Source organism: bacterium (assembly GCA_040753085.1).
In the GTDB taxonomy this organism is placed as follows: Bacteria; UBA9089; JASEGY01; order JASEGY01; family JASEGY01; genus JASEGY01.
In genome coordinates this window covers 26877-41320 of the sequence record JBFMHI010000005.1, presented here as the reverse complement: position 1 = coordinate 41320, position 14444 = coordinate 26877, and the positions used below count along the sequence as shown (strand labels likewise).

Here is a 14444-nt window from a genome sequence, read left to right as displayed (position 1 = left end):
GCTCGATGCTTGATGCTCGATGCTGGATGCTCGATGCTCGATGCTGGATGCTGGATGCTCGATGCTGGATGCTCGATGCTCGATGCTGGATGCTCGATGCTTGATGCTCGATGCTGGATGCTCGATGCTCGATGCTTAATGCTTAATGCTCGATGCTGGATGTTGGATGCTCGATGCTCGATGCTGGATGCTCGATGCTCGATGCTCGATGCTCGATGCTGGATGCTGGATGCTCGATGCTCGATGCTGGATGCTCGATGCTGGATGCTCGATGCTGGATGCTGGATGCTCGATGCTGGATGCTGGATGCTCGATGGGGATAATAAGTTAGGTAAGCTGTCGGCGGTAAGGTAGGTAAGTAAGATGGCGCACCCACTTCGTGAGTACCCGGGATGACGGATGGCGGATAGGGGATTGTGGATGGCGGATAGGGGATGGCGGATGGCGGATGGTGGATTTAAAGGAGTATGTTCGCCATTCGCTATCCCGAAGGCGAAATGCGATCGGCTATTTCTCCTTCTCCGATGGTTTCTTGCGGTGGTCCAGGTAATAGGCGAGGGGGCTAACCCCCCCCAGGCTATTACATTGCCTATGAGGAAGAAAATTGTCAGATGGAACTGAGATGTTTCATTCATTTGTCTTTTTTCTTTTTTGATAAATAGAGAGCCAGAAGAGCAAAACCAAAGTTTAGTATACCATTGAACCAAGGGGAAGTCAAGAAGAATTGTGGATCGGAAATCGTAAGGTAGCATGGAGCTTGGGGTAAAGAGCCTGAAGCTTAGGGCAAAGAGCATGGAGCTAAAACTCGATGTTCAAGGTTTTCTTATAAACCGCTAAAGCGGTTGCTTTGGTTTATTAGTTTCCCCCGATTCACCCCGATAAATCGGGGTGCTATTCTCATGCTTACTTGAGTTTAGCACCCTGATTTATCAGGGTGTTACGGATAGGATAGCATCCAAAATCATAACCGCTTTAGCGGTTTCAACCCCTGAAAGTCTGATGGCGCAGGTCGAAAAAACTTGAACATCGAGTAAAAGAAGTTGCCATGCTCCAAGCTCAAAGCCCCGGGCTATGACCGATTTGTCATCCGACAGATTGTGTGAAAACTCCAGAATTGGATTTTATTGCCACAAGATGTAGTATCATTACTTGAGAATACACCTATATAATGTATCTTTCGGTTGCTAAATTTGACTTTTCACACCGTCTGCCGAGAGGCGAGATTCTGTAAAGTATTTCATCATCAAAGCCGATTATAGAAGTAACTGGTGTCGGATAGTCTGGTGTCTGGTAGGCTGGTGTTTGGTGGTCTGGTCCACCGTACTGCCTTCATAGGCACACACAGTGCTGCCATCTGGTGTCTGGTAGACTGGTGGTCTGGTGTCTGGGAATGGAGGCAGGTCGATTTAGAGGCCTCGTTTATCGTTTGGGCCAGTCAGGATATGGTCCACCGTCCACTCAGTCCACTTAGTCCACCCAGTCCACTTGACACCCGACCACCAATTAGAAACAGAAAAGGGGGGAATATATTATGAAAAAAAGGATCAAGATCTGGAGTTTAGCTGCACTTATAGTTGTTAGTTTAGCCGGTTCTGGCTGGGGAGCCAGTGACGAGACCGGGTCAACGGCCAGCAATTTCTTGAAGATAGGCGTAGGGGCCAGATCGGCCGCGATGGGGGAGGCTTATGGGGCCATAGCTGATGATGTCTTTGCCCTGTACTGGAATCCAGCCGGCTTGGTTAACCTGAAGGCCAGGGAGTTATCCTTTATGCACACCGAATGGCTGCTTGACACCCGCTATGAATATCTTGGCTTTGGCCAACAACTTAGACCGATAGGCTCAATCGGAGCCGGTTTAGCCATCTTTGATGCCGGGGAGATACCCAATGAAAAGGAGGGTGATCAAGGGGAACCTCTGGGACGATCAGGAACTCATAATGGCCGATTAATGGCCTTTTCTGTGGGCTGGGGCTTTCAGACGAGGTATAATCTGTCGGCGGGGGCAGCCGTGAAGATTATCCATCAAAAGATAGCCGAAGAATCCGATGAAGGGGTGGCCATAGACCTGGGACTCCTTTATGTGCTTCCCCTTGGCCCTAAGTCAAACAAGATATCCTTTGTGCTACAAAATATCGGCCCGGACATAAATGATGATCCGCTTCCTTTTGCCGTAAAGATAGGGACCAGCCATCAGTTGCGAGACGACTTTATCCTGGGTCTGGAAGTTGACATTCCTCGTGACAATATTCTCTCACTGGCGGCTGGCGGGGAAAAGCAGGTTAATGAATTTGCTGTCATCAGGGCCGGTTACAAGTTTCTGGCTGATCGAAATAAACAAGATGCCCTTTCCGGCTTCTCGGCTGGGGTTGGAATTTCACATGGTGGATATAAGTTGGATTATGCGGTAGTTACTTACGGAAAGGAATTAGAAGAACTGGCCCACCGCCTGGCCCTTCTGTTTAGATGGTAGAAGATTCTCAGATAGGGCTCAAGGGTTCCAGGGATCAAGTGAATATTAACAGAAATCTCCTCTTGAATCCTTGAATCCTCGAACCTGGCTGAAACCGCTCAGAAAATTTCCAACCTGGGCGGTTAGGGTCAGTTATTGGGGAAATTCCCCTGAAAATAGCCCCTCTTTTAAGCCCCAAGTTCAGATGTCAAATTCACCCCATTAAAGAACCTAACTTCTCTCGATAACTTATTACTCCACAATTCTCTAACGGCGTAAATGTCCAATGACTCAATGCCCAATATCATTGCAGATTGGTCATTGGGATTTCTCATTCGCAGTAGAAACCTAACCGCACCGGTCGAAAATTTGTTGAAAAAGAAAGATGAGTATGTTATACTTAACAGAAAGAGTAGTGTAACCTTACCTATTAGCAAGTTATACGCAACTGCCTAAAACAAAATGCAAAATGTGCATCCCGTTAGAACATTTATGGATGAAATTACTTGCTTTAATTTAAGGGAATAGAAATGTCCAGAGATCAAAGATTAAATACAGAAAAGATAACATCCGAGTTGATAGACTATATAGTTGCCAAAATCATTCGGGAGATTCAACCAGAAAAGATTATCCTATTTGGCTCATATGCCAGGGGTGATTTTAACCAAGATAGTGATATAGATCTATTTATAATTAAAGAAAGTAAAGAATCTAGCCGGATGATAAGACGAAAGGTAGATGGTTTGCTCTGGGGACGACGATTTCCGATGGATATAATCGTGCGAAAACCAGCAGAAGTGGAATGGAATTTTAAGGCCAAAAATCCATTTTATTTATATCACATCTTTAAGAATGGAAAGGTACTTTATGAAAAAGAATGAAGAAGAGATTAAATTAGTCGAAGATTGGTTGAGATTTGCTCGAGAAAACCTCTTATTTGCCCACTCGGGAATGAAAGAAGATTATACTCCCTATCATACGATTTGCTTTCTGTCTCAGGCAAGTGCGGAGAAATACTTGAAAGCATTTTTGATATGGAATGGCTGGGAACTTAAGAAAATCCATGATTTAGAGGATTTATTAACTTTTTGTATAGACTTTGAACCGGCGTTTGAAAACTTAAAAGAAGAATGTGGACTGCTAAATGAATATATCACTGAAGCCCGTTATCCAGGGGATCTACCCTTTGAAAGCATTGGTGAGGATGATGCGATAGAAGCTATTGAAGCGGCGGATAAAATTGAAGGATTTGTATTAAAGAAAATAGATATTTATACTCATCTACAACATTGACTGAGAATTTTTCAGATTATTGGTAAATATTTCCGCAAAATCTGTCTTGCTCGAGTATAATCCTTTCTTGGGGGTATATACTCTTTATATGGAAAGGGAAAAGAAACAGTGGCATCCATTTTTGTCTAAAAAAACATTCCAGAATTCTTATAGAGGTTCGACTTGACCGTGCCCAGTTTCTATTATTGTCCGAGATGCAGCTATTCAACGATTTGAATATACCTTTGAAGCAATATGGAAATTCTTAAAGGAATATCTTAAGCAAGAAGAAGGGATAATGTGTAATTCTCCTAAATCATGTTTTAGGGAAGCCTTCTCCTTAGGATTGTTGACAGAAGAAGAGACGGCCAGGAAGCAATTAAAAGTAGCCCAGGCGTCTTGACTGTGGGCATACTCACAGCGGGGACAGCTGGGCTACTTTTTTACCGGTTTTGGGATAGGCCCTAAGTAGCTGAAGGCTCACCTCGTTCCCAGGCCGAGTCTGGGAACGGGGGGAAATATGAGGCTCGATTCTCGATTCTCGATGCTGGTAAAGGATCCAATATCCAGGATCGAGCATCCAGGATCGAGCATCGAGGATCGAGTTTGTGTCTTTGTGCCTTAATGGCTGAACGCTTACGTCGAAGGCTTCATTCGACCCTGATTAACGTCCGGCTTAACTCTATATCTGAAGTATCAATGGTAGCGCTGGCTGCGTTTTTCAGTTCCAGCTTCTCTTTAACCAGGCTAAGATAACTTTGCCCGGACTTCTTGCCCACGAATTTAATGGTAGCCAGGACACCAGACCCGCTTTTACCTCCGCTGGATGTGCCTTGTTGACTTACGCCTGCTTCCAGACGGCCTTGGCCATCATCGGTATAGATATCCACTACATCTTTCCCCAAGAACAGAGAACTGCTTTTGAGGGTAACATCATCTACTTCGAGGATAGCGCTTTCAAATTCAATGGCAAAAGCAGCGCCTATAAGATTACTAACGTTATTGATCCAGACATCAAGAGTAAAGCTCTCGCCTACTGATATCTGAGTAACGCTCGGTTTCAGAGACATTCCCAGTTTAGTTGAAGCCTCGCCAATAGTAAAGCTCCTCTCGGCCGGCGTGGCATCTTCGTGGCCGGCCTTATCCACCGCTTTGACCTTGAAGGTGTAAGACCCCAGGGGGAGCTTTTGATAGGTCTTTAAGAGGTCGGAACTGATAGAGCTGTAATCATCATCAACGCCTTTTAACATATATCTGTATTTGAGATCAGCTACCGGGGTAATGTCATCCGTGCCGGTCCATTTGAAGGTCGCCTGGGTAGTGGTTATGGCTCCGCTCGGACCTTCGGTGATGGTTGTCTCCGGCGGGGTGGTATCTTGTGGAGTGAAGTCTATTGAAAATGACCTCTTGGCCGGCGTGGGGTCTTCCAATCCATCCCCATCTTTGGCAATGACATAGAAGGTATAGGCGCCTCGAGGGAGGTTATGGTAAGAGACACTTGTCTTGGAACTGAAAGGCGAGTCGGTTGTTTCGTAGCCGGATAGACGATAGGCATAAGTAAGGGCCGAAGCCGGCGTCTTATCGTCTTCACCCGTCCAGGTAAAAGTAACCGAGTTGGTTTGAGTAATGACGCCGTTGGGGCCATCCACAATAGTCGTTTCCGGCTCTCCCCCTGGCTCCTTGACGGTGAAAGACCTTTCGGCCGGCGTAGTATCTTCATAGCCATCCTTATCCTTGGCCTTAACTCGAAAGGCATAGTTCCCTAACGGAAGATCGGTGTAAGTCTTAGTTGTTTGGGAGCTAAAGGAGGAATAACCGGTTTCCTTTCCTTCTAAAAAGTAAGCATATACAAGGTCTTTGGCAGCAGTGTTATTATCGCTGCCGGTCCAGGTAAAAGTAATGGTGGTTTGTGGAGTGATTCCTTTCGGCCCCTCGGTGATAGTTGTTTCAGGGAACGCCTCGTCTCCGACAATAGTAAATGACCACTGGGCCGGATCAGGGTCTACATTGCCATCTTCATCCTTGGCCCGAACGTAGAAGGTGTATTGGCCGGAAGACAGGTCAGCGTAAGTTTTTTCCGTAGAGTTAGTGTAAGGGGAATAACCCTGATCATATCCTTCCAGGAAGTAGGCATAGAGCAAATTTTCGGCTGGTGTGACATCATCTGTGGCCCTCCAGCGGAAGGCAGCCTTCTTTAAGCTGGTAATCTTATCCGGACCTGCCTCAATGTAGGTCTGGGGATAAGGCGGGAGAAGAGAGAGGGTCTGAAAGGTGTAATCGCCAGATACGGCCAGATTGCCGGCCATATCCCTTGATTTTACCCGATAATGGTAAGTAAGGCGGTTTTGGTTCCCGCCGGTATCGGTGGTATCGGTATTAACCGAAAGGGAAGCTAAAGGAGCCCGTTGAGAATTGCCTATTTGGGCGGCGGAAACCAGGTTGGTTAAACAAACCCTGTGGCTGATCACCGGATTGCTGTAACTGCCTACCTCACGAGTGGTAAGGCCGTAATTCAACGAAAGTCCGTATTCTACCTCACTGGTGCTCGACTCATTGGTCAGCCAGGTGATAACGGCCGTGGTTCCCTCTCGACCCGACGCCGCTGAAATATTGGTTATAATCGGCGGATTATTATCACTATATGGATCAGGGGCGAGCGGATTTTTATCCCCTCCCCCACAGCCGACTAACAAAGAAATAATAAAGACGTTTAACCATAAGTAATTCCTCTTACGGTACATATAAATCCCTCCCACTATTTTTTGAATCATTTTTTAGACCAGGATAGCCGTAACTATCTATTATCCTTTATCGGCTGATATAAAAAAGACTTGAGTGAAATTTTTCGACCTGTATGGTTAGAGATTATAAACAATGGGTTGAAATCTTTCCTACGCCCTGTCAGGGCTTGACCTTAGGGGATACCATTATTCCGTAGATTGAAATCTGCGGCTAAATTCCTTTACGCCTTCGGCGTATAATAGGATATATTAATAAAACCTGTTCCCTGATTTTCATCAGGGCAAGTTCTGACAGAACCTGCTCCTGACAGGCTCTGGAGTTCAGGAATCATTATTAAAGCCCGAAGGGCTGTAGTATGTTAGCCGTAGGTTTGAACCTACGGAACATTAGATTGAAAATTAATTAAGCCCCGCAGGGGCGAAGGAGAAGATACAGTAGTATAGACCTAACCATACAGGTCGAAAAAAAGTTATTGACAGGAAAGTGAAGATATACTATGATAAAAATGTTTCTTGAAAGAGATTTCTAAGCTTGGGTAGAGAGGAGACAAAGAAGATGAGGACATATGCCTTACCGCGGTCAGCATTTGATTTATTAATAGAGGCATTAGGACAAAGACAAAAGGCAGAGATATTTGCTAAGGCAATAGAGTCAGCAATCGAGGCAATTGATGAGCAGGCAAAAGAGGTAATCGTAGAAAAAAAGAGCCAGATAAAAACTGAATTGCAAGATGGATTAAGAAAAGAACTGGTGACGAAAGACCTGTTTGAGGAAAGGTTTAATGTCGTAGATGAGCGATTTAAGACCCTTGAATATGAGATGAATGAAAGATTTAATGTCGTAGATGAAAGATTTAAGGCTCTTGAAAACAAGATGGAGGAAAGATTTAATGTTACAGATGAGAAGTTTAAGAGTTTTCGGCAGGCAGGTAAGAAAGCTTATGTCTGAATCACCGTGGCTTAGATACTTTAGACTATTAGAAGCCTTTCACTCAAGGTGTAGCGCCCGACATAGGAACCGGCCGGTGTAAGAAGCCTCCACCTGGCTTACTTTTTCCGGGGAGCCAACCGCTACCACCCGGCCCCCCTCTTCCCCTCCTTCAGGGCCAAGGTCAATGATGTAATCAGCCGTCTTAATTACGTCTAAGTTGTGCTCGATAACGACTACCGTATTACCAGCATCTCGAAGGCGAAGCAAAACGCCTAAGAGTTTTTTTATGTCATCAAAATGAAGGCCGGTGGTTGGCTCATCCAATAGATAAAGTGTCCGGCCGGTAGCCCTTTTGGCCAACTCAGTGGAGAGCTTAACCCGCTGGGCCTCTCCTCCGGAAAGGGTAGTGGCTGGCTGTCCCAGTTTGATGTATCCCAGGCCAACATCAGCTAAGGTGGAAAGTTTCCTTTTAATCATCGGGATATTGGCAAAAAATTGTTCCGCCTCGGTCACCGTCATCTCCAGGCAGTCAGAGATATTCTTGCCTTTGTATTTCGCTTCCAGGGTCTCCTGGTTGTAGCGCTTCCCCTTACAAACCTCACAGGGGATATAAACATCAGGCAGAAAGTGCATCTCGATCTTGATGATTCCGTCTCCACTGCATGCCTCACACCGTCCGCCCTTCACATTAAAACTAAATCGGCCTGGTTTATACCCCCGTATCTTTGATTCAGGCAACTGGGCAAAGAGGTCACGGATAGGGGTGAATGTTCCGGTATAAGTGGCCGGGTTAGATCGGGGGGTGCGGCCGATGGGAGATTGGTCAATGTCAATGACTTTATCCAGATATTCCAGCCCGGTGATTTTATCGTAAGTTCCGGGACGATAGTTGGCCGTGGGATAGAAATAGTTGGCCAGAGTCGGGTAGAGGGTCTCTTCAATCAGGCTGCTTTTACCCGAACCGGATACTCCAGTAATGCAAGTAAATAAACCGAGCGGTATCCTGACCTCAATATCTTTCAAATTGTTGACCCTGGCCCCCTTGATGGTCAAAAACTTCCCCTTTGGTTTGGCCCTCTTCCGGGGAATGGGTATCTCCAATTTCCCTGTCAGATATTGACCGGTCAGGGATTCCGGGGTGTGGATAATCATCTCCAGCGGGCCGGCCGCCACTACTTCCCCGCCTCTTTCTCCTGCCCCCGGTCCAAGATCGACCACAAAATCAGCCTGTCTGATAGTCTCTTCATCGTGCTCTACCACGATCAGGGTATTTCCCAGATCACGCAGCCTGAGGAGGGTATTAAGCAGTCTTCGATTGTCCCGCTGATGTAAGCCAATGCTGGGCTCATCTAGGACATAGAGCACTCCCACCAGCCCGGAACCAACCTGGGTAGCCAGACGGATTCGCTGGGCCTCTCCCCCGGAGAGGGTGCTGGCCTGCCGGTCGAGGGTAAGGTAGTCAAGCCCCACATCACGCAAAAATCCAAGTCTGGTCTTTACCTCCTTTAAGACCTGGCCGGCGATCAGCCTTTCTCGCTCATTCAGAGAAATATGCTCGAAGAAGTCCAGGGCAGCCGAGACAGAAAAGCTGGTTATTTCAGCAATAGATTTATCCACCACCCTGACCGCCAGGCTCTCTTTTTTGAGCCTGGCCCCGCCACACTCAGGGCAGGGTCGCCGGCTCATCAGGGCCTCAATCTGCCCCCGGATATATTCGGAATTGGTCTCTTTATACCTTCTTCGGAGGTTGGTAATAACTCCTTCATAGGCCTGTCTTGTTTTAAATTCTGATTTCTCGCCCACAAAGGTAAACTCAATGGTCTCTCTGCCTGTCCCGTAAAGGAGAAGGCGTTGATGTTCTTCACTTAGTTTTGAGAAAGGGGTATCAAGACTAAAGCCGTAATAATTGGCCACACCTTCCATCATGGTGTGATGCATAAAGGAACCCAGGCCAAAGGACTGGACAATACCTTCATAGATGGGCTTATGGGGATCGGTAATGACGCGTTCGGGATCGATCTCCAATTTCGTGCCCAGTCCATTACATTGCGGGCAGGCCCCGTAAGGGGAATTGAAGGAAAACATGCGGGGAGCAAGTTCTTCGTAACTTATTTCGCATTCAGGGCAGGCCAGGTGTTCCGAAAAGAGGCATTCACCTTCGCCTACCCGGTCAATAACTACTATTCCGTTAGCCAGCTTCAAGGCTGTTTCAATTGAATCAGCCAATCTGGTTCTGATGCCTTCTTTGATGACCAGCCGGTCAACCACCACCTCCAGGGTGTGCCTCTTATTTTTATCCAGTGGGATGTCCTCATCCAGGTTTTTAGTCTCACCATCTACTCGAATTCGGACATAGCCCTCTTTCCTGGCCTTGGTCAGAAGGTGCTGGTATTCTCCCTTCCTTCCTCGGACAAGGGGGGCCAGGATTTGTATCCGGGCACCCGTGCCTAATTTTTCTACGGCTTCGACAATCTCATCCGGGCTTTGTTTGGATATTCGGCGGCCGCAATTGTAGCAGTGGGGAATGCCAATGCGGGCAAAAAGGAGGCGGAGATAATCGTAGATCTCAGTGACTGTGCCTACCGTGGAGCGGGGATTTTTAGAGGCCGAGCGCTGTTCAATGGAGATAGCCGGAGAAAGCCCCTCGATGTAGTCCACATCCGGTTTTTCCATCTGGCCCAAAAATTGTCTGGCATAAGCGGATAGGGACTCTACATACCGCCGCTGGCCCTCGGCGTAAATAGTATCAAAGGCCAGCGAGGATTTTCCTGAACCGGAAAGTCCGGTGATGACAATTAATTTATCCCTGGGGAGTTCCAGGTCGATAGACTTTAGATTATGTTCCCTGGCCCCTTTAATGATGATTTTATTCATCTGTAGTTTCGCCATTTTTTAACCGAACTGTAATCGTTCTCCGTGTCTCAGTGTCTCTGTGGTGAACGATTACCGCTATCTTAAGCGTCTTTTGCCCGTCGGTAAAAAACTGAAGGCGATTCCTTAACTTCTTACCTTCTATATTAAAACTATATCCATAACACGGCACTGGATGCTGAAGCCGCAGCATTTCGAACTCGATTGGCACGTTTGAACTGGCGTTTAGCTCATGAAACCTGATCTTTGTGGGAAGTAGAAGCGGTGGAGATGTAAACGGCCTTTTTAAGAATGAGCGCAATCCTTTGACGAGCGCCTTGTGAGCGTATATGTCTATACCTTACGAAAGTTTAAACATGGGAAGCGTGTGTAGGCCGATTATGTGGTCATAGTGCAGATGGCTTATGAAGAGACGCACCGGCTTATTCGAAAGTGCATACTGTTTCAATTTATAGAAACCAAATCCCGCATCGCAGACGATAAGTGAATTTTCTGTCTCGATAAGAACGTATGGGGTATTTCGGTCTCCGTGTCATACCATCCGTTGGTTCCTAAGAACGTAATCTTAATCATCTAAATTAGCCCCTTAAATTTAAGACCCTTGTAGACTACGAGATGGTCCTGTTCCTGTATGAGCGGCCTTTTACGGCGCCAGAATTTTTTATAGATGAACTCCGTTATCTCCTCCCTCTGGCCTTCATTATACTTATGCACCTGCGGATAGAGAAGAATCATCCACACGACGGACATGAACTTCTCGAAATCGTCCACAAAAAAATATACGGAATTTGTGCGTGACAGGACCTGTGAACTTTTAAAAAACTTATCCTCTTCGAGCTCGGCTGCGAAAACACGAAGATCCTGGTCATTACGGCAGCCAAAGAACCTTCCGGCAAAATGGTTATAGAGCCAGGTGGTGCTGAATTGGTTTTCGCTGATTGAGGCCATGAGAACGGTATGGATGGCACTGCATGGCGCAAGAAATTCGCGGTATAAGGTATCGAAGATAGCGCGCCACTTTTGCTCCTCACAATAATAGAGCGAATGGTGCAATGTAATGAGATTGACGCGTTTACTTCCAAGCTTATCCTTAAAAAAGGCCTTTGACTTTTTAGAATTCAAAAAGGTCCTTTTGTAATCGCCCTTCACGGTATTCACATGATCCGTCCTCTGCCGTTTCAGGCGCTCTTTAACGATGGCGAGGGCGCACTCATTTATATCGAGTAGATATAACCCCCCTCTAAATGCGCTCTCAAGGAGTCTGAATTGCGGCTCATCACTCGACCCGATTGAGAGCGCGGATAGGTCCGTATCCAACGGCATGGCCTTGGATAGGGTTCGTATCACCCTTGCAAGCTCTTCTCCTATATCAACCTTGTCGTGGCTGTAGCGCGACCAAACTTTATCCTCGTCGCATATGTTCGTATGCGCCACGTTCATCCCCTTTTCAATCAGTTTCTTGTATGACATTTATCTAGTCTGAAGATTATCCTTCAACTTAAAGCAGTTGATACAATAGCACCCATTTATGAAGCACCGTTGTTGACCTATATGAGATTATCAGGGGTTAAAATAGGCCTTATTATAAATTTCAGGCATCGTTTCAAATCGCTACTTGAGAAGGGAGAGATCGGTTTACACTTTTTGTTCTCCAACCGGAACACAAAAAAGTCCCAAACTGGCTTTCAGAGCGGGAAAAGGCTGTTTATGTTTGCTGCACACATTGCCTAAAATTGCTAAAAGTGTAAAGCTGCTATTTCAGCATTTTGAAACGATGCCAAATTTCAACATACCTGTTTTGAAAGATGGGATTAAAGAGATTTGTCCTTTAGATTTTTCTCAGTGTCTCTGTGTCTCCGTGGTGAGGTGAACGGTTACCTAAAATCTAAAATCCCTGATTGATTACTCCTTTGGCTTGGTAGTATGGGAAAAATATCAGCGTTCATCCGCGTGTATCCGCGTCCGATTAGGTTTTGGTTACGCTGAAGGCTGCTCTACGTGCCTGGCTTAACCGTCTGCGGTGCTTGCACAATCACCAGACCCACGTTGCTGGGTTCTTGCCGATGTGTCCCGTCGCAAAACGGGAATTTTTTGGACTTGAAACAGCGGCGCATCGCGACCTGTTCGCCCGACTCCAACTGCACCGTCGTCCGCAAGTATCCACTGCGTTCTTCGGTCGAATGAGTTGCCATACACCATCTCCTTACGTTTTACGCCTTACGCATCATCCTTCGACTCCACTTCGTTCCGCTCAGGACAGGCTCCTCACGCATTACGCATCCTTGCCCTGAGTGCAACCGAAGGGACGCATCACACCCTACCGCTCCTCCCGCGCGTACGGCAGCATCAGCGCCGCGGGCGCGCCAATGCGCTTGCGCAGCGTCTCGCCCGCGCTGATCAAGAGGACCAGGATCGTGAGGATGTACGGCAGCGTATTCAGCAACGGCGGCGAGATGCCCAATGGCTGAAGTCGGTACTGCAACACGCGCACGCCGCCGAAAAGATATGCTCCGATCAAAGCGCGCACCGGGTCCCACAGCGCGAAGATCGTCAAGCCGATGACGATCCAGCCTGCGCCCGCGGTCATCCCTTCGATCCACGCGGGAGCGTACACAATCGAAAGGTAAGCGCCGCCAATGCCCGCCATCATCCCGCCGAAAAAGACCGCAAGATAGCGCACCAGGAAAACGTTGATGCCCAGCGCATCCGCCGTCGCCGGACTTTCGCCGACCGAACGCAGCGTAATTCCCCAACGCGTTTTGTACAGGATGAACCAGAGCAGCGGCACCAGAAGAATCGCGAGATAGACCAGGGCATCGAACTGAAACAACAAAGGACCGAGAATCGACAAATCGCTTAGAATGGGAAAGCGTAATGACTCCGGGCGAACGGCAAGCGGCGTGCCGATATAACGCTTGCCGATCAGTCCGCTGGTGCCCAACCCCAGCATCGTCAGGGCGAGACCCGAGACAACCTGATTCACGCGCAGCGTGATGCTGGCAAAAGCGTGCACCATCGCCAGCAGCCCTCCGACCAGCATCGCCGCGGCGATGCCAAGCCAGACGTTGCCCGTGGCGTGGGTGACTCCAAATGCAGTCACCGCACCCATAATCATCATCCCTTCGACACCCAGGTTCAACACGCCGGAACGCTCGGCGACCACCTCGCCCAGAGTGCCATACAACAGAGGAGTGCCCGCTGGGATGGCGGCGCACAGAGCCGAGAGGATGAAGTCAAGCATTATGCCAAGCCTCCGCAAGCAAGGTTCATGTTTTGTGTTTCACGTCACGTCGGGCTTCTTCGGCGTCTAACCAGCGGTTCACCGCCGCGATGTACGCACGATACCAACGCGGAAATTTTTTGGTCAATACATAGATGCGTGTCTGGTCAATCGTATCATATTCATGCTCCAGGCGATTCCGTACGGCGGTTGTCCCAGCCAGTTGGACAGCCAATCGCCTCGAAATGATCCCCAAACGCCCTACAGCGATAAAAGTTTCATAATAGGAATTGGGCATTTGCACCCCAGCGGTCTGCAAAAGAAAGCGATTGACGTCTATCGCATAATTGACAATCAGGCTCAGGAGCCGTTCCGTGATCGTTATAGTTTTCCAATCAGCCAAATACGCCTTGAGTGAGCGTTTCCCCACTTCTTTCAACCGTTCAAGACTGGTCACCATCTCACCCAAAATGCGCCGCGCTTCAACGGTTGCATAAAGTTGTGTCATCGCACGCCTCCCTTGCAGATAACCTTTCACGAAATCGCGATCACTTCGGCGCAGGCAGTAATACTGATGCAAGCGATGCAAAGTCTCGCCTCCAAACCGCGCAAAAAGCCCCGGCGTACGCTCGTAAAGGACGCGCCCTTCGCGGACAATCGCGGCGCGCAGTTGGGGGTTGGTGTGATTTAAGGCGACGACGTGAACATCATCGGCAAATAACTGCGCCAACTCCAGATCGAGTTTATTCAGTTGCTGTGGCGTGTGACAGCCATTACCTGCAAACCAGACACCAATGTCGAGATCGCTGTGGACGCGCGCGTCTCCACGCATCCGCGAGCCGAACAGGACGATCAATGCGATGTCATATCGCCGCGCGAGTGCGCGGAGCCCTTTTTCGTCCAGGCCATCCATTGTATCTGCTAGCGCTTTACCCATACCTTTCCTCTCTGCAAGCCGAT

16 protein-coding genes are annotated in these 14444 nt (G+C 47.9%); 9 read left to right on the top strand and 7 right to left on the bottom strand.

Translation table 11 applies throughout. The features are described 5' to 3' along the window. Positions 1 to 5 precede the first annotated feature (5 nt). From AB1797_01555 to AB1797_01525, 7 genes are all read left to right on the top strand, one after another. The gene (locus tag AB1797_01555) at positions 6 to 104 is read left to right on the top strand and encodes a phosphotransferase (protein MEW5766298.1); all 99 of its coding nucleotides are present in this window, start codon (positions 6 to 8) and stop codon (positions 102 to 104) included. 55 nt (positions 105 to 159) lie between these two features. Beyond that, a complete protein-coding gene (locus AB1797_01550) occupies positions 160 to 354 on the top strand; it encodes a hypothetical protein (protein ID MEW5766297.1) in 195 nt (64 codons plus the stop codon). Between the two features lie 45 nt (positions 355 to 399). After that, entirely contained in the window at positions 400 to 621 is a 222-nt protein-coding gene (locus AB1797_01545) for a hypothetical protein (protein ID MEW5766296.1), read from the top strand. A 910-nt stretch (positions 622 to 1531) separates the two neighbouring features. Beyond that, the gene (locus tag AB1797_01540) at positions 1532 to 2470 is read left to right on the top strand and encodes a PorV/PorQ family protein (protein MEW5766295.1); all 939 of its coding nucleotides are present in this window, start codon (positions 1532 to 1534) and stop codon (positions 2468 to 2470) included. A 509-nt stretch (positions 2471 to 2979) separates the two neighbouring features. Next, positions 2980 to 3330, top strand: coding sequence for a nucleotidyltransferase domain-containing protein (locus tag AB1797_01535; protein ID MEW5766294.1), 351 nt, complete (start codon positions 2980 to 2982; stop codon positions 3328 to 3330). After that, the gene (locus AB1797_01530) at positions 3317 to 3742 is read left to right on the top strand and encodes a HEPN domain-containing protein (protein ID MEW5766293.1); all 426 of its coding nucleotides are present in this window, start codon (positions 3317 to 3319) and stop codon (positions 3740 to 3742) included. Before AB1797_01535 ends, AB1797_01530 begins: the two co-directional genes overlap by 14 nt. Positions 3743 to 3923: 181 nt before the next feature. Beyond that, positions 3924 to 4124 (top strand): nucleotidyltransferase substrate binding protein, encoded by a 201-nt coding sequence (locus AB1797_01525; protein ID MEW5766292.1) that lies wholly within the window; start codon positions 3924 to 3926, stop codon positions 4122 to 4124. A gap of 247 nt (positions 4125 to 4371) precedes the next feature. Here the strand turns inward: AB1797_01525 and AB1797_01520 are convergent, their stop codons facing one another. Next, entirely contained in the window at positions 4372 to 6462 is a 2091-nt protein-coding gene (locus AB1797_01520) for a triple tyrosine motif-containing protein (GenBank protein MEW5766291.1), read from the bottom strand. A 556-nt stretch (positions 6463 to 7018) separates the two neighbouring features. Here AB1797_01520 and AB1797_01515 point away from each other — a divergent pair. Next, a complete protein-coding gene (locus AB1797_01515) occupies positions 7019 to 7411 on the top strand; it encodes a hypothetical protein (GenBank protein ID MEW5766290.1) in 393 nt (130 codons plus the stop codon). A gap of 39 nt (positions 7412 to 7450) precedes the next feature. On the opposite strand, the gene uvrA is transcribed toward AB1797_01515, so the two are convergent. The 3 genes from uvrA to AB1797_01500 form a co-directional block, all read right to left on the bottom strand. Beyond that, complete coding sequence (uvrA, locus tag AB1797_01510; protein ID MEW5766289.1) at positions 7451 to 10282, bottom strand: excinuclease ABC subunit UvrA; 2832 nt, start codon at positions 10280 to 10282, stop codon at positions 7451 to 7453. Between the two features lie 322 nt (positions 10283 to 10604). Next, entirely contained in the window at positions 10605 to 10745 is a 141-nt protein-coding gene (locus AB1797_01505) for a hypothetical protein (GenBank protein ID MEW5766288.1), read from the bottom strand. Positions 10746 to 10837: 92 nt separating this feature from the next. Then, positions 10838 to 11734 carry a class I SAM-dependent methyltransferase gene (locus AB1797_01500; GenBank protein ID MEW5766287.1) on the bottom strand — a complete coding sequence of 299 codons (897 nt, stop codon included), beginning with the start codon at positions 11732 to 11734 and terminating at the stop codon, positions 10838 to 10840. Positions 11735 to 11743: 9 nt separating this feature from the next. On the opposite strand from AB1797_01500, the gene AB1797_01495 reads away from it, so the two are divergent. Next, positions 11744 to 11995 (top strand): GxxExxY protein, encoded by a 252-nt coding sequence (locus tag AB1797_01495; protein MEW5766286.1) that lies wholly within the window; start codon positions 11744 to 11746, stop codon positions 11993 to 11995. A gap of 263 nt (positions 11996 to 12258) precedes the next feature. On the opposite strand, the gene AB1797_01490 is transcribed toward AB1797_01495, so the two are convergent. The 3 genes from AB1797_01490 to AB1797_01480 form a co-directional block, all read right to left on the bottom strand. Further along, complete coding sequence (locus AB1797_01490; GenBank protein MEW5766285.1) at positions 12259 to 12456, bottom strand: CDGSH iron-sulfur domain-containing protein; 198 nt, start codon at positions 12454 to 12456, stop codon at positions 12259 to 12261. A 125-nt stretch (positions 12457 to 12581) separates the two neighbouring features. Continuing rightward, positions 12582 to 13505: an ABC transporter permease gene (locus AB1797_01485; protein MEW5766284.1), complete on the bottom strand. Its 924-nt coding sequence runs from the start codon at positions 13503 to 13505 to the stop codon at positions 12582 to 12584. A gap of 25 nt (positions 13506 to 13530) precedes the next feature. After that, positions 13531 to 14421, bottom strand: coding sequence for a HepT-like ribonuclease domain-containing protein (locus AB1797_01480; protein MEW5766283.1), 891 nt, complete (start codon positions 14419 to 14421; stop codon positions 13531 to 13533). Positions 14422 to 14444: the final 23 nt, after the last annotated feature.